Source organism: Enterococcus sp. JNUCC 77 (genome assembly GCF_054819945.1).
Genome location: NZ_JBTHIG010000001.1, coordinates 423,438 through 439,096, shown reverse-complemented (window position 1 = coordinate 439,096; position 15,659 = coordinate 423,438). Strand labels below are relative to the sequence as shown.

Genomic DNA, 15,659 nt, shown 5'->3' with positions numbered 1-15,659 from the left:
TAACATAATCAACTATTTTTATATGAAAGATTGATTAGTCCCTAAGTTTCTGAGATAGGTTTTAGGCTGCACTTTTTTCCTACGATAAATGACTAAAGCAATGCCGCCAACAAATAAAACTAATGATAAAATTTGCGATACTCGTAGTTGTGTATCAAAGAAATACAGACTATCTGTGCGTAAACCTTCTACAAAGAAACGTTCGAAACTATACCAGATAACATAACTCAAAAAGATTTCCCCAACCTTAAAAATGTTGGTTTTCTTTCGGATAATAATGATTAAAATAAACCCTAAGAAACACCACAGCGATTCATAAAGAAAAGTTGGTTGACGATATGCACCATCAATGTACATATTATTAATGATAAATTCTGGCAGATGGAGACCTTCTAAAAAACTGCGGGTGGTCTCTCCACCATAGGCTTCATGGTTTAAAAAGTTTCCCCAGCGGCCAATCCCCTGTGCCAAAATCACACCAGGTGCCACCACATCTAAAAAGAGCCAAGAGTTAATAAAATGATGGCGTGTATAAAAGATTAAAAATATCCCCGCAGCTAATAAGCCCCCGTAAACTGCTAGTCCTCCGCCGCGAGTATTAAAAATCTGAATCGGATCCGCCAAATACATCGGTAAATCAAACAACACATAATAAAGACGGGCACCAATAATCGCAATCGGTAATGCAAACAATAAAAAGTTTGAAAAATCATCTGATTTCAAACCGACTCGCGGTGCTTCTCTAGTGGATAACCATAAAGCAATCGCAATTCCCGAAACGATTAAAATTGCATACCAATAAATCGGTAAACCAAATATAGTAAACGCTGTCCGATTTAAATAGCCGTCCATTATTTCTCACCCGAATTTTCATCAATTAATCTTGATAAACGATCTTCAAAGGTTTTGGTTGCATCATAACCCATATTTTTCGCTCGGAAATTCATCGCAGCTACTTCAATAATAATCGCCACATTTCGTCCAGTTTTTACCGGAATTTTAATTCGTGGTACTTTAACATCAGCAATCTCAACTTCAGTATTATCTGAGCCTAAGCGATCATAAGTTTTGTCTTTTGACCAATTTTCTAAATAAACTACTAATTGAACCGGCATTTCACCACGAACGGCACTTGCACCAAACAAATCCATCACATCAATAATGCCGATGCCACGAATTTCGATTAAATGCTGCAAAATCCCTGGTGGTTCACCGATTAAGTTTAATTCATCTTGTTGATAAACATCCACTCGATCATCAGCAATTAAACGATGACCACGTTTGACTAATTCTAAGGCAGTTTCACTTTTTCCGATACCGCTATCTCCTTGAATCAATACACCTAGACCATAAACATCGACTAATACGCCGTGAACACTGGTTCTAGCAGCCAAGCGACCACTTAAAAAGCTAGCGATTTCTCCAAGTAGCCGGGAAGTACCTATTTTTGATTTTAAAACGGGAATATTATGTTCATCGGCTGCTTGAATCATTTCTTTTGATGCTGTTAAATCCCGAGAAATAATAAATGCGGGTGTATCATCTGTACACAGACGACGCATCACCATCAAGCGTTCTTCAGGAATCATTCGCTCAGCGAAAGTAATTTCTTTATTTCCAAATAATTGCAGACGATCATGAGAATAATAACTAAAGTACCCTGTCAACTCCAGACCGGGTCGCGAAATATCACTATTGGTTACGATTCGTTCCAAACTAGCAGCATTACCGGTGACCACTTCTAATGACAAATTGTCTACCAATTCTTTTACTTTTACAATTTCAGACATTGTTTACCTCTTTTCTACGACTTACTGCTATATTTTATCATTTTATCTTACTCCTTACTAGATTTTGACTGTTTCTAGTGAAAATCTCTAAATAAGTACTCTTTACTACTGTTTTTTAATATTTTCCATTGAAGTTATACTACTATATTTTTCTTTTGGACAATTTTTATTTTAAAACAACAAAACATCCGAATTATCTAGAAAGAAGTGATACTTGTAAATTTAAGCACTTCGACCATAAATAATTCGGATATTCTGTTTTTAATCTTTATATTGTTAAACACTTAAAAAGCCCTAGTTAAAATTAAATTATTTAGTCACCATAAACTGTGGGACCATTAATGGCGAACTCCAAAAATCCGTCAACATTATGCCCATCACTTCTGGCGATTGTCGACAGCCTCTTTTAAGCCACTCTTCAAAAATGGTTACGTAAGCGTTAGCTAAAATTTTTCTACGGTAGACTTCCAAATCATCATAATTTGTCTCTACTCCCCAAGCACTAATAGTTCCTTGGCGAGTTTCATTAATTTTATTTGCTAAAAGTTCTTGAAAATTAGTTGCTGAGGTTCCCGGCAGTAAAGCAGTAAAATAAAACTTATGTTTATTCAAGTAAATAAAGTAATCAATATATGGCTCACAATAGTGATTAGTTATTTCTTCAAAAAAAACTCTTTCTCCACGTTTTCTTAGGCGCAACATGATATCAATAAAGCCCGCAATCAATTCATTCGAGATTGTCTCCAGCACATCAAATTTATCCTCAAAATGATTATAAAATGTTGACCGACTGATTTCAGCAATATCAATAATTTGTGGCACTCGAATCTCATAAAAATTTTTTTGATACAACAAACTAATAAAAGCGTATTGAATCTTCTTTTTGGTTTTATTCATTTTTTGATCCCCCAAAATTTTCTCACTCTGGACAAAACGACAAAAATTGTGTACTTCTGGACACTTGCACGAAAAGTGTTCTAAGCAATTGGAAGCGCTTACGTTACTATTGAATAAAGAAAAAGAAAAGACCCTACAGTAATCATAGCACATTTTGTCCATTTTTTTTAATTTTTAAAAAAAGAAAGGAGATTTTTGACATTTTGGAAAGGAAGGAAAAATAATGAAAAAAAGCATTTATCATGGATGGTTCATCGTTTTAACTTGTATGGTTATCATGGCTTTTGTTTTTGCTCCAAGAATTAATTTAGTCGGCGTTTTTGTACAACCACTTTCAGAGAGTTTTGGTGTCAGTCGAACCGCTGTAACTTTAATGATGACAATTGGAACAATCGTCACTATGCTAGGCGCGTTATTTGTCGCAGGAAAACTATTTCAAAAAGTAAAAATTAAAAAAGTCATGACTGTCGCTATCGTCTTAGAAATTATCGCTTTTATCGGATATGCCTTAGCACCAAATATTTATGTAATTTATTTCTTTGCTGTAATTGGTGGTTTTAATGGTGTCTGTTTAACTAGTATCCCTATCTCAATTTTAATCAATAGTTGGTTTGGGCCAAAGTTACGAGGTCGTGCAATGGGAATTGCTATGTTAGGTAGTGGTTTGGGATCAATGATTTTAAATCCAGTCATGGGTTTCATCATTCAAGAATTTTCTTGGCGTTGGGGTTATGCATTAATTGCTGTTTTAAACTTAATCGTTACGCTACCGTTAATATTATTTACCATCGCTAACAGCCCAGCTGAAAAAAATCTTGAACAAATTGGACAAGTTGAAAATACAGGCACCTCAGCTGTAAATGGTTTAAGTTTCAAACAAGCTAGACATACCTCAATATTTTGGATTATGGCCTTTGCATTTATTCTTTATAGCGCTGTTTCTACTATCTTTAATGCAAATGGTGCGGCTTATTATACAGACATTGGTTTCACGCCAATTTTTGCAGCTTCGCTAATTTCTTTTTCTTCAGCTGCATTATTAGTCGGAAAACTTATCTTAGGCGAAATTTGCGACCGAACAAATGCTTTTACGGGTGCAGCCATTGCTTCAATGGTCATGTTTTTCGGGGTTGTCTTAATTTTGGTAACCTCCAATATTCCATCAATGGGTATTCCGTCAGCAATTGTGTTTGGCTTAGGAAATGCATTGCCAACTGTTACCATCCCTTTATTAACGGCTGAAATGTTTGGTAATCTCGATTACGGTCAAATTGTCAGCAAGTTAAATGTTGCTAGCTCATTTGGTGCTGCTCTGGGCCCTATCCTAGGTTCTTCATTTTATGACATGACTGGTAGCTATAGTTCTGCATGGTATATCGTATTATTTTTGATGGCTGGTATGACAATTATCACCTTAATTGGCAAAACAATGACAAAACAATTACACAACAAAATGGAAGGAGTCGAACGAATTGAGTAAGATTATGCGCGCAATAGATGCTGTTCAAGTTGTTAAAGATGGCGACACTGTTGCCATTGGAGGATTTGGTCCCTTAGGTTGTCCCGTTCAACTGATTAAATTTCTCTTTGCTAGAAGTGATGCTAAAGATTTACACATCGCTTTAAATGCCCCTAATGGAATGGTTTTACGTCATTTGGAGCGTCTAATCAAAGAAAGAAGCAAAAAACTGACTACTACCTTTATGAGAGGCAGCCAATCTGCGGAAATATTTTTTGATCATCAGCAATTAGACTTGGTCCCCCAAGGAACTTTTGCCGAAAGACTCCGTAGTGCTGGTGCTGGAATTCCAGCTTTTTATACTCCAGTTGGCGTAGGAACAATCGTTGCAGAAGGAAAAGAAACAAAAATATTTGATGGAAAAGAATATTTAATGGAGTATTCGCTACCGGTTGATGTTGGTTTTGTTCGAGCCACTAAAGTCGACCGAGACGGTAACTGCTTTTTAGAAGGCTCCACTAAAAATTTCACCCAGTTGATACCACCTGCGGCTAAATATACGATTGTTGAAGCTGAAAGTATTGTTGAAGTTGGTGAAATTGATCCTGAATTAGTTACTATTTCAGGTATTCATATTGATGCAATCGTAAAGGTAGGTGCTAGAAATGAATAGTAGAACGTTTATTGCATATCGTGTTGCTCAAGGTCTTAAAGATGGAGACATTGTGAACTTAGGCATCGGGATTCCAACCTTAGTACCAAAGTTTATCAGTCAAGATAAAAAAGTCGTTTTCCAAGCTGAAAATGGCATTATCGGCATTGCTGCTGCCACAAATCCACCAACACCCAATGTCTTCGATGCTGGCGGTTCCAGTGCTTCGGTAGCTCCTGGAGGACAACTGATTAATTCAGCAGAATCTTTCGGATTAATACGCTCAGGAAAAGTTGATGTGACCGTTTTAGGTGCTTTGCAAGTAGACTCAAAAGGAAACTTAGCCAATTGGCAGATTCCCGGAAAAATGGTGGTTGGCTATGGTGGAGCAATGGATCTAGTTACGTGTGCAAAAAAAGTAATCATTGCTATGGAACATACAGCGAAAGGGACACCAAAAATTTTAGAAGAATGTGAATTTCCTCTAACTGGTGTTGGCTGTGTCAGCGAAATTATTACAGAATTAGGTGTTTTTGAAGTCACACCAACCGGTCTTGTTTTGACAGAGATGTCCAGTACTACCACCTTGGATGAAATTAAAGAAAAAACTAAAGCAAATTATCAGGTCGCTGAAGATTTGAAGATTAATCAAATTAATTAGGAGGGTATAATAATGACAAGAGAAGCAGTAATCGTTGGATATGGACGTTCACCTGTGGGTAAAGCAGTAAGAGGAACACTCGCTGATGAGCATCCAGTTGAATATGCAGCAGAAGTTTTAAATGGTGTACTAAAAAAAGTTGAAAATTTAGATCCTAGTGAAATTGATGATATTATTGTTGGCTGTGCAATGCCACAAGAATCTCAAGGAATGAATATGGCCCGAGTAATTTCACAAAGAGCTGGTATTCCTGATAGCGTTTCCGCTCAAACAGTCAATCGTTTCTGTTCTTCAGGTCTACAAACAATTGCTACGGGAGCCAATGCTATCATTGCCAATCAGTCAGATATCATCGTGGCTGGTGGTGTAGAGTCTATGTCTTTAGTACCGATGGGCTTTGAATTTGCGGGTATTGATCCCTGGGTAATGGATAACAAACCTGGTGTGTACGCTTCTATGGGCTTAACCGCTGAAAATGTTGCCGTGAAAGATGATGTTAATCGCGAAGATATGGATCAGTTTGCTTTAGAAAGTCATCATAAAGCACAAAAAGCACAGGAAGCTGGTCTATTCAAAAAGGAAATTATTCCTGTTACTTATGGTGATATCGAAGGAAATCCACATATTTTCTCTGATGATGAGTCGATTCGGTATAATTTAACCTTGGATGACTTAGCTGGTTTGGGCCCTGCATTCCAAGAAGATGGTGGTACAGTGACTGCAGGTACTTCATCGCCGTTAAATGACGGTGCTGCATTTGTCATCTTAATGGAACGTTCGGTAGCAGAAGAAAAAGGAATTAAACCAATTGCTAAGTTCGTTGGTTTTCAAGTTGCAGGATTAGATGCACTACTGATGGGTGAAGGACCAATCTATGCCATTCCTAAAGTAATGGAACGGACTGGCTTATCTCTAGATGATATGGATATTATTGAATTAAACGAAGCCTTTGGTTCACAATCTTTAGCCTGTATTCGTGAATTAGAATTAGATGTAAATAAAGTGAATCCTCGCGGTGGTGCAATTGCTTTAGGTCACCCGCTAGGAGCAACCGGCGCAATCCTGACCTGTAAAGCATTAAGTTATTTAGAAGACACTGATGGAAAATATGGACTGGTTTCTATGTGCATCGGTGGAGGCATGGGCGCTGCAGGTATTTTCGAAATGATTTAAAGAAGATGAGGTGAATAATGTGAAACGAATTGCAGTAATGGGTACTGGGTCATTAGGTACAATTTTAGGCGCCTTTATCTCTTTGCATAGACAAGTTGACTTAATTGATGTAAACGAAGCTCATGTTAAAGCTTTAAATGAGCATGGTGCAAAAATCACTGGAACGATGGAATTTACTGTTCCTGTCAAAGCTTTCTTACCAGAAGAGCTCACCGGTGAATATGACTTGATTATATTTTTAGTGAAACAAGTATACAATGATTCAGCAATTGCTTCTATTAAAAATCATATCAATGAAAATACGATTATTTTAACTTTACAAAATGGTTTTCCAGAGCCTGCGTTAATTGAAGTATTTGGTGAAAATAGAGTTATTGGGTGTACAGTTGGCTGGGGCGCGACTTGGATTGAACCAGGTGTTTCCGAATTAACTACACCAGAATCAGCTTTAAGCTTTTCGATGGGTCGTTTAAATGGCGAAGTTGATCAGAAAGTCTTAGACTGTAAAACAATTTTAGAAAATATGTGCGAAGTCCATTTGGAGGATAACTTTGCAGGCATGCGTTGGGCAAAATTGTTAGTTAATGCTACTTATAGCGGCTTATCCGCTGCTTTAGGTTGTACTTTTGGTGATGTACTAGATGATCCGATTGCCAGTGTTTATGCTATGTACGTTTGTAATGAATGTATTCGTGTGGGAGATGCCTGGGGAGTTACTAAATATTCAACTGCTCAAGGTGAAAACATGCGTGACACTTTAGGCTTTAAAGATAATCAGGAAAGGTTATTAAAAGCCAATACTTATGAGACTGGTTTCAGACCAGCACAGCTATTAAAAGCTAGCATGTTGCAGGACTTAGAAAAAGGCCGTCCAACTGAAATTCATGCAATCAATGGCATTGTGACATTCTTTGGTAAAAAAGAAAAAATAGCAACCCCTTTTAATGATGAAATCATTCGAATCGTCACTACCGCCGAAGCCAACAAAACAGTTCCAACTATGGAGAATCTTCCAGCTTTAGAAAAAATCTTAGCAAAATATCGCTATTAAAAGAAAAAACTGATGGATAACATAATGATCAATAACGTAAAGTTAATGATCATTATATCCGTCAGTTTTTATTTCTAGCTAAAAAAACGGATAGCTATTACTAGCCATCCGTATATTTATCGATATTTCGTTCTGAGACAATCGCATTGACAATCGCCATCACGACTGCGACTAAAATCGAGGCCCAGAAACTTGAGAAACCGAAGCGAGCTGCTCCTAAAATACTAGAAGTCAGTTGTAACATTCCAGCGCTAATCACAAAACTAAATAATCCAAGAGTTAAAATATTTAGTGGCAGTGATAATAAAACTAACACCGGCTTAACTAAGGCATTTAACAAGGATAGCACGAAACTCGCTATAAGTGCGGTGGTTAAACTAGCCACAAAAACGTGGCTAGGAAATAACACCGTCAGCGAAATAAAGATTAACGTGTTTACGATTAAGCGCTGCAAGTAGGTCATTAAAAGTCGCTCCAGTCATCATCATCAATTTTTTCTGCTTGTTTAGGTTGTTTCTTTTGGTTTGCACCATAATATTGGTTTTGGTGACCATAAGATTGCCCACCGCGTGGTGCTGCTGGGATAATGATCGCCAATAAAATATATAATAAAATTGGTGAACCAATTAATACTAAACTTAAAAATACATAAATGACACGCACAATCGTAGGATCAATCCCGAAAAATTCAGCAATCCCAGCTAAAGTCCCGGTTAATACTACATTATTACGAGATTTGCGTAATTTCTTATCCATAAAAATCTTCTCCTTCTATCAGTAAACTAAGCGTCATAATCTTTTAAGAAAATGCTCCCAGTTGTCGTTGTTAAATCAATTTGAGTCATCGCATCATCTAAGCGACGGAATTGGAATAGGCGGTTGGTTTTATCTTTTTTCTCCCGCACAACTTCAACTTCACTTAAGCGTTGATTGATATTCCCAAAGCTTGTTTTAGCGATTCCTTCTAAACCGATGTTTGTTGGTAAAGAAACTTTGATGGTTCCGTTCACCGCACTAGCTTTAACTTTGCGCAATGAATCATTTTTAGCGGTTAATTTAATATCGCCGTTGATTAATGAGATGCCGTAATTTTGTACATCTGCTTTCCCAACAATCGTACCATTTACTGTTTCAATAATCGAGTCTAAAATTTCACCATTTTGAATTTCAATGTTGCCGTTAACTCCTTCAATTTCCAACATTGTTGCATTGATTTGTTTGAAGGTGATGTTCCCGTTGGTTGATTTTGCGTAAACATCTTTTGCATTTAATTCTTCTACTGTAAAGTTCCCATTTAATAGTTTGACTGCCACATGATCGTAAGTCCGATTTGGTAAATAGAAAGTTAATTCAGCATGGACCCGTTTGTTTGGTACTTGGAATGAAATGTGATCATTATCCACTTCAATCTGACTACGTTCCATGAATGATTGAATTGGTGATGCTTCATTCATCTTACCATATAGTTTAATTTTGGCATCAATTTTGATGTCATTATCGTCCCATGATTTAAAGATTACTTTACCGTTGGCTAACTTCACGTCAATCAAGGTTGGTTCAACCTCAGTATATAAAAATTGATGTTCAAATTTTGTTGAAGCGACACCTGGAACTTTGACGTTGAAATCTTTCCAGTCAACATTATCTTCTACTGTGTCAGAAATCGTTTTGAAAGTTTTCTTCATTAAACGACCTAATTGTAAACCAGCATCCCCTAGTTTTTCACCGACTTGAGTAAAGGTTTCAGTCGCTTGTTCTTTCAAATCTTCTGGAATATCAAAATGACTACGACGAGAACGACGATTTTCTTGTTGGTCTTCGTGAATGCTGTTAAGCATTTCTTTTTGGGCTATTTCTTGATTGTCCAAGAGAATTAATTGTTCTTCCAACTCTTTAATTTCAGCTTCCAATTCAGCCATCAAACCTTCATCACCTTCGATTAAAATTTCGAAGTCCTGTTTTGTGTGAAGTTCTGATAAAGCTTCCTGTTTGTCAGCTAATAATGATTTTACTTCGCCTTTTTCTTGATTGATTTCATCAATTTTGGCAGAAATTTGGTTGGCTTCAGTCGCTAACTCATCGTAGTATGCTTCTAAATCTGCTTGAGATTCCTCTTCAAATTCATCCATCAAATCATCGACTTGATCTTTATGATAAGAATCTACTTGATCGGCTTCTTTTTGAACTTGTGCTTCATCTTTATCTTTTGCGATATTTTCTAATAATACTAAACCTTCTTCAGTTGTAATGATCCCTTTTTTAACTAAGTCTAAAATACGTTGTCTTTCATTCATAAAAATTGCCTCCTTCAGCAATGTTAAAGTCATTTTGTTTACATCCTTATTATGCAACGCTTCGCAAATTTTGTCATAGGACTTAAGGCCGAACTTTGACTAAGACTTTAATAAATTAAACAAAAAAAAGAAACTCAAGATAATTATCTCAAGTTTCTTCTATTATATACTTAAAAAATTAGTCTCCTCCGGCAGCAATTTTTGCACGGTTATAAATCGCATCTTTTTCCTTTAAGTCGGCTAAATCTGCGATATCTTCGCCTTTGGAATGGAATTTATCAGTAATTCCCAATGCTTGAAATACTGCTTGTTTATAAGCTATTTCCGCATTCCACTCGACAGTGTCTAATATTGATAAAGCTTTATGAATTGCCATCATTCCAGTATCACCAGTCGCATTAATTAATACACCATGGCTGTCCAACAACAACATATGTGGAACTGGTAAATCATTTTCTTTGATATAAGAGCTAGTAATTTCAGCTAGTTCTTCCGAACAGTTCGGTGCAAACTTCATTACAGGAACTGGTCCCACTTTTTGAGTAGCTTCAGTCAGATTAGGCATAGGTAAGCCACTTGTTGCCCAAAACATTGCATTTGGTGCATGAGAATGTAAAACAGCTTTAATCTTTGGATTAGAGTCATAAACTGCCTGATGCATATTGATTTCTCTCGTCAAGCTACCAACACCACTGACTACTTCTCTTGTATCAGGATCCACAACTAAGATTTGAGCCGCTGATAATTCTCCTAAGTAAGCTTCTGACATCATTGTTGGTGTCATAATAATAAAATCTTTTCTATTATCATCTGTAGCTAAAAAAGAGAAATTTCCACCAGCCACATTTGTATTTTTTCTAGTAAAAATTAATTTAACGATTTTTGCCAAATCTTCTCTTTCTCTTTCAAACAACATACGTCCATCTGACATTTATAATTCCTCCATTATTTTTTTCTAAGTAGATTACCTGATTGAAGTGCTGTTTTTGCAGCTTCTCGCACAGCTTCAGATTCTTCCAATTTTTTCTTACGTTTTTCATCGTATTCTTTAAATAAAATCGGACTCCCATATTTATAGATATACACTGCTAGTCCAATCACAATAAGATTTAATAGCACTTGTTTAGTAGCCATTGCAGTAAGGAAAAGAACAACTGCTAAAAAAAGCAATCCATACCACTTCATTTTTTCTCTTTCAATTTGCTTCACAATTCTCTCTCCTTACTTCAATCCTGATTATTCTGTTGTGGTACTGACATTTAATTTGGTATCTTTTCCACTTTCTTCGTAGCGTTTACTTGGGATGGCAACTTTATTCATATATTTATAAAGAAGTACAAACAATCCTAGGAAGATGATTACACCCGCTATAGCGATTGGATTTAAATTAAATGCTTCTGCAAAAAAGATTCTAAACTCTGGACCTTCTATTGATGACCAAGTAATCGATTGTCCTTCACGGAATCCTTCTACCGCTCCAGTTGATTCAGCCAAACCAGTAAGTATTGGTGCAAGATACGTCGCTGCATATAAATAGATCGGTAATGAAATAACACCTAAAACCAACATCCGTAAAAGATTACCACCAGTTAATAAAAGACCACCGACAGCAATTGCATAGTTAATAATACCTGCCAATGGTAATACTTCATTTCCAGGAAGAATGATGGCGTAACCGATAAATACAGGAACTAACAAGATTGCTGTTACCCAAATTTCAGAACGACCTGCCAAAATTGGCCAATCCAATCCGATATACACTTCTCTATCTTTAAATTTACGTTTCATAAATTCCGACATTGCATCTGCTAAAGGAGACAAAGATTGCATAAACATTTTTGAAATCATTGGAAATAGCGCCATTGCTGTAGCGACTTGAATCGCCAAATTTAATGAACCAGATACACCGTAAGCAGCCGCTAAACCAAGACCTAAACCAATGATGAATCCCATAACAGAGTTCTCAGAAAAAATACCCAACTTAGATTTTAAAGCATTGGTATCTGAACGTTTATTAAAGAAAGGAATTTTATCCATCAGCATATTAAAAGGCAACAATAAGACTGCTGAAGAAGTCATAAAATGTGTCACTGTTACTAAAGGAATACCAGTTAAATCTTGAATATGACGTTGGAACATATCTCCTAACTTCAACTCTAAAACAACTTGAACAATCGCTGTAATAAATCCAGCTACTAAGTTTCCTGACACATAATAAACTAAATAAGCAGTTAAGGCTTTACCCCAAACGTTCCACATATCTACGTTCAAAGTTTTTGTAAGATTTAACACCAATAGTAAAAAATTTACACCAATCGTCACTGCAAAAAAGACAAAAGCATAAGTCCAAGACCAAGTAATACTTGCAGCTCCCGTCCAACCTAAGTCAAGTGCCGGTAGGCTAATACCAGTATTTGTAGCTAGTGCTTCTGATGCAGGACTTACCGCATTTGACATAAAAGCAATTACCATCGACATCCCAGTAAAAGCGATACCCAATGTAATAGCTGACATAAAGGCTTTTTTGATTTTCATTCCAGCCAGTAAACCTAATACTAAAATAATCAGTGGGACAAAAATTGCCGAACCTAATCCTAAAATGTAATTAATAATATCTTGAAATATCTGCACATTCGTTACCCCCTTATTTTTTTATTTAATTAGAGCTAGTATTTCATTGTAGACATCCGCATCACCCATACCTGTTAAGAAAGGAATACCAGGGAAAACTTTTACGCCTAATTCCTCTGCTTTTGTCAATACATCTTCATCTGGTTGGGCAACATACACATAAATCCCGGCAGAAGGTAGTTCATTTTGAATCGATTTGTAATCCACTGCTTCCACTGGGAAATCAATACCATCATCCTCAAATTTGCTAGCAATTTTACTAGCAATTGTTTGACTTGTTGCTACTCCACTACCACATGCTACGATTAATTTTCTCTTCATTGTTTCTTCCTCCTATATATTATTAAATATTTTCTACAAATAATTGATAAACCGATTCTGGACAATTTGTATTTTGGTAAGCTTCAACAAAAGTCTCATCCATAAATAAATTCATAAAGGCTTGAAGCAAGCCAACTTGATTTTTGCCATCTTTGATACCCAAGAAAAATAAATTTTTGACCTTCATTTCTTGGCTGTCTCCCATTTGACGACATTGAACATCTTCATTTAATCGACAAATAAATACAAAAGGCTTTTTTACATACTCAGGATCAGCATGTGGTAAACCAATATTTAAATGCTGTGTAATTAAACCTGTGGGAAATTTTTGTTCACGTTTGGTAATGCCTGTTAAGTAATCATCATTAACCATTCCGTTTTCTTTAAGCAGATCTGCTACTTGACTAAAAGCTTCTTCTTCAGATGCTGCAGAAATCTCCAAATCAATGAGAGCCGGATCAAACATTTCTTTATAGTCCATTACAATACCTCCATTTTGAAATAATTTGAAAAACATTGTTAATCTTTTGTGATATAATGTTTAACTTTGTTTGCAAAACAATCATATTACAAAAAAAGCCTTATGTCAACGCTTTCTTAAAACAAAGTTTAACAATTTTACAAGTGATAACGCTTGAAAATAATAATAATAGCGACTATAATGAACTTGAACATTAATGTTGAACAAACATAAACAACATAAAACAAATAAAGGAGGTACTTGTTCTATGCTAAAACAAGAACGACAAGAAAAACTCTTAGATCTAATTCAAAAACACACTTATCTTTCAATAGTTGAAATCGCTTCACGTTTAGATGTTTCCGAAATGACGATTCGTCGTGATATCACTGAATTGGCAAAACAGAAAAAACTGACTAAATTATATGGAGGTGCTCAAAAGCTAGATATTCTTGATAAAGAATTGTCTACTGATGAAAAGATCCAAACCAATGTAGCGCAAAAAAAATACATTGGAAAAATCATTAATAGTTTAATCCCAGATCATTCGATTATATTTGTTGGTGCTGGTACAACCATTTACTATGCCTTACCAGAAATTCAGCGAAAAGATTTATTCGTTATTACAAATAGCCTAATCGCCTTTACTTATTTGAAAGAAAATACAAATTATCGGATTTTGTTAACTGGAGGAGAATTTTCCCATACAACTGAGGAATTCATAGGTGAAGTAGCTGTCCGTTCCTTTGATAATTTAAATATTGACTTAGCTTTTGCTGCTACTAATGGTATCTTTGACAACAATGTCACAACCGCTCAATTTGATGAAGGAAATGTCCAAAATGCTGCGTTTAAAAAAGCAAAAACAACCTGTATTGTTGCTGACAGTTCAAAGCTAGGTGTGTCAGATATTTATACCTTCACACGCTTAAGTGATCACGACTACTTAATTACGGATGATGGTATTTCCGATGAATTAGTAGCGCATTATAGTGATTACACGAAAGTTTTGAAGGAGGAAATTCAATGATTTTAACTATTACCATGAATCCTTCAATGGATTTTGCTTATTTTATTGACCACTTTAATGTGGGTAAAATGAATCGTTTTGAATCCCCTACAAAATCAGTTGGCGGAAAAGGTGTTAATGCAGGGCGAACAGCAGCAATTTCAGGTTCAAAGGTTTTATTAACTGGTTTTTTAGGTGGCGATTTTGGCTCCTTAGTGAACAAATATTTACTCCAAGAAAATCTGTTTGAATTGGATATGCTACAAGCTAAAGGAGAAACACGCAACGCCATAACAATCATGCATGATAACCATACCCACACAGAAATTGTCGAAAGTGGACCAAAAATTTCTGATGATGAAACTTCGATCTTAATGGAAAAAATTATGCAAAAAAATAAGCAAAAAAAAATCAATCTAGTTTGTATTTCTGGGTCGGTCAATTCAGACAATCCACAACTTTACTTACAAATGCTAAACTATATCCGAGAAAATATTGATGCTGATATCCCAGTTTTTATGGATGTTTCAGGAGTTCAGCTAACGTCTTTATTGAAAAGTGAAAACTATAAGCCAAATTTTATCAAACCCAATGTTCATGAATTAAGTGAAATTTTGGATAAAAAAATCGAGACAAAAGAACAGGCACGAGGTGAATTAAACCACCCTTATTTTGCTGGTATTCAATACATTATGATTTCTTGTGGCAGTGAGGGTGCCCTTTGTAAAGTGAATAACGATTTTTATGATATTGAAATTCCTAAAATCGATATTACCAATACAACCGGATCAGGAGATGCTTCAGTAGGTGGTTTTGCTCACGCAATCGAGCAAAATTTTAAATTGGAGGATGCTTTAAAATATTCGATGGCTTGTGGCATGTCTAATGCGCAACATGGCGAAGTTGGCGTAATCGATGTTAATGATGTTAAAAAGTTCATCAAAATGATTACAGTAAAAAAACTATAATTATTATTTTTTTAGTAAACATAGAGCGACCCTCAAAAAGTTAGCACTTTGGTCTAACTTTTTGAGGGTCGCTTCAGTAGAAGCATATTGTGAAACTCTCGATACAAAAAAATCTAGTGCTACAACATTTAAAACTGATAAAAACTTTCTTGTATCTGAGACTTTTTATTGTGGCTTTCGTGATTCTCAGAATATGATAACTAAAATTCTTCTATTGAATCATTTAATTCAATACATTAAAAAAAACAAGAACGATTTGAAATCCGTTCTTGTCATAGGTCTGATTTAAAAAA

The 15,659-nt window shown here is 35.7% G+C and carries 18 protein-coding genes; 7 read left to right on the top strand and 11 right to left on the bottom strand.

From position 1 onward, the window contains the following. Window positions 1-18: 18 nt before the first annotated feature. From lgt to ACVWNY_RS02290, 3 genes are all read right to left on the bottom strand, one after another. Window positions 19-852 (bottom strand): prolipoprotein diacylglyceryl transferase, encoded by an 834-nt coding sequence (lgt, locus tag ACVWNY_RS02300; protein ID WP_454071595.1) that lies wholly within the window; start codon window positions 850-852, stop codon window positions 19-21. Continuing rightward, a complete protein-coding gene (hprK, locus tag ACVWNY_RS02295) occupies window positions 852-1,790 on the bottom strand; it encodes an HPr(Ser) kinase/phosphatase (protein ID WP_218324221.1) in 939 nt (312 codons plus the stop codon). Before hprK ends, lgt begins: the two co-directional genes overlap by 1 nt. Window positions 1,791-2,099: 309 nt before the next feature. Beyond that, on the bottom strand, window positions 2,100-2,687 hold the full coding sequence (locus ACVWNY_RS02290; protein WP_218324220.1) for a TetR/AcrR family transcriptional regulator: 588 nt from the start codon (window positions 2,685-2,687) through the stop codon (window positions 2,100-2,102). A gap of 223 nt (window positions 2,688-2,910) precedes the next feature. On the opposite strand from ACVWNY_RS02290, the gene ACVWNY_RS02285 reads away from it, so the two are divergent. From ACVWNY_RS02285 to ACVWNY_RS02265, 5 genes are read left to right on the top strand one after another with little or no spacing between them, the layout of a single operon-like run. Continuing rightward, a complete protein-coding gene (locus ACVWNY_RS02285; protein ID WP_218324219.1) occupies window positions 2,911-4,167 on the top strand; it encodes an MFS transporter in 1,257 nt (418 codons plus the stop codon). Further along, window positions 4,160-4,819: a CoA transferase subunit A gene (locus tag ACVWNY_RS02280; protein WP_218324218.1), complete on the top strand. Its 660-nt coding sequence runs from the start codon at window positions 4,160-4,162 to the stop codon at window positions 4,817-4,819. Before ACVWNY_RS02285 ends, ACVWNY_RS02280 begins: the two co-directional genes overlap by 8 nt. Continuing rightward, window positions 4,812-5,459, top strand: coding sequence for a 3-oxoacid CoA-transferase subunit B (locus tag ACVWNY_RS02275; protein WP_218324217.1), 648 nt, complete (start codon window positions 4,812-4,814; stop codon window positions 5,457-5,459). The genes ACVWNY_RS02280 and ACVWNY_RS02275 overlap by 8 nt, the downstream gene beginning before the upstream one ends. Before the next feature lie 12 nt (window positions 5,460-5,471). Next, window positions 5,472-6,632 (top strand): thiolase family protein, encoded by a 1,161-nt coding sequence (locus tag ACVWNY_RS02270; RefSeq protein WP_218324216.1) that lies wholly within the window; start codon window positions 5,472-5,474, stop codon window positions 6,630-6,632. A 19-nt stretch (window positions 6,633-6,651) separates the two neighbouring features. Beyond that, the gene (locus ACVWNY_RS02265; protein ID WP_218324215.1) at window positions 6,652-7,683 is read left to right on the top strand and encodes a ketopantoate reductase family protein; all 1,032 of its coding nucleotides are present in this window, start codon (window positions 6,652-6,654) and stop codon (window positions 7,681-7,683) included. Between the two features lie 100 nt (window positions 7,684-7,783). On the opposite strand, the gene ACVWNY_RS02260 is transcribed toward ACVWNY_RS02265, so the two are convergent. The 8 genes from ACVWNY_RS02260 to ACVWNY_RS02225 form a co-directional block, all read right to left on the bottom strand. Then, a complete protein-coding gene (locus ACVWNY_RS02260) occupies window positions 7,784-8,146 on the bottom strand; it encodes a phage holin family protein (protein ID WP_218324214.1) in 363 nt (120 codons plus the stop codon). After that, window positions 8,146-8,439, bottom strand: a complete 294-nt coding sequence (locus ACVWNY_RS02255; protein WP_218324213.1) for a PspC domain-containing protein — start codon at window positions 8,437-8,439, stop codon at window positions 8,146-8,148. The genes ACVWNY_RS02260 and ACVWNY_RS02255 overlap by 1 nt, the downstream gene beginning before the upstream one ends. Window positions 8,440-8,465: 26 nt before the next feature. After that, complete coding sequence (liaX, locus tag ACVWNY_RS02250) at window positions 8,466-9,977, bottom strand: daptomycin-sensing surface protein LiaX (protein ID WP_218324212.1); 1,512 nt, start codon at window positions 9,975-9,977, stop codon at window positions 8,466-8,468. Between the two features lie 178 nt (window positions 9,978-10,155). Further along, on the bottom strand, window positions 10,156-10,908 hold the full coding sequence (locus ACVWNY_RS02245) for a class II aldolase/adducin family protein (protein WP_218324211.1): 753 nt from the start codon (window positions 10,906-10,908) through the stop codon (window positions 10,156-10,158). Between the two features lie 14 nt (window positions 10,909-10,922). After that, on the bottom strand, window positions 10,923-11,186 hold the full coding sequence (locus tag ACVWNY_RS02240) for a hypothetical protein (RefSeq protein ID WP_343214695.1): 264 nt from the start codon (window positions 11,184-11,186) through the stop codon (window positions 10,923-10,925). Window positions 11,187-11,213: 27 nt separating this feature from the next. Beyond that, a complete protein-coding gene (locus ACVWNY_RS02235; RefSeq protein ID WP_218324210.1) occupies window positions 11,214-12,608 on the bottom strand; it encodes a PTS galactitol transporter subunit IIC in 1,395 nt (464 codons plus the stop codon). Between the two features lie 21 nt (window positions 12,609-12,629). Then, entirely contained in the window at window positions 12,630-12,929 is a 300-nt protein-coding gene (locus ACVWNY_RS02230; protein ID WP_218324209.1) for a PTS sugar transporter subunit IIB, read from the bottom strand. A gap of 22 nt (window positions 12,930-12,951) precedes the next feature. Beyond that, a complete protein-coding gene (locus ACVWNY_RS02225; protein WP_218324208.1) occupies window positions 12,952-13,410 on the bottom strand; it encodes a PTS sugar transporter subunit IIA in 459 nt (152 codons plus the stop codon). A 247-nt stretch (window positions 13,411-13,657) separates the two neighbouring features. Between ACVWNY_RS02225 and ACVWNY_RS02220 the strand changes: the two genes are divergently transcribed. Together ACVWNY_RS02220 and ACVWNY_RS02215 are read left to right on the top strand one after the other, a co-directional pair. Next, window positions 13,658-14,419 (top strand): DeoR/GlpR family DNA-binding transcription regulator, encoded by a 762-nt coding sequence (locus ACVWNY_RS02220; protein ID WP_218324207.1) that lies wholly within the window; start codon window positions 13,658-13,660, stop codon window positions 14,417-14,419. Continuing rightward, the gene (locus ACVWNY_RS02215; RefSeq protein ID WP_218324206.1) at window positions 14,416-15,366 is read left to right on the top strand and encodes a 1-phosphofructokinase family hexose kinase; all 951 of its coding nucleotides are present in this window, start codon (window positions 14,416-14,418) and stop codon (window positions 15,364-15,366) included. The genes ACVWNY_RS02220 and ACVWNY_RS02215 overlap by 4 nt, the downstream gene beginning before the upstream one ends. Window positions 15,367-15,659 lie beyond the last annotated feature (293 nt).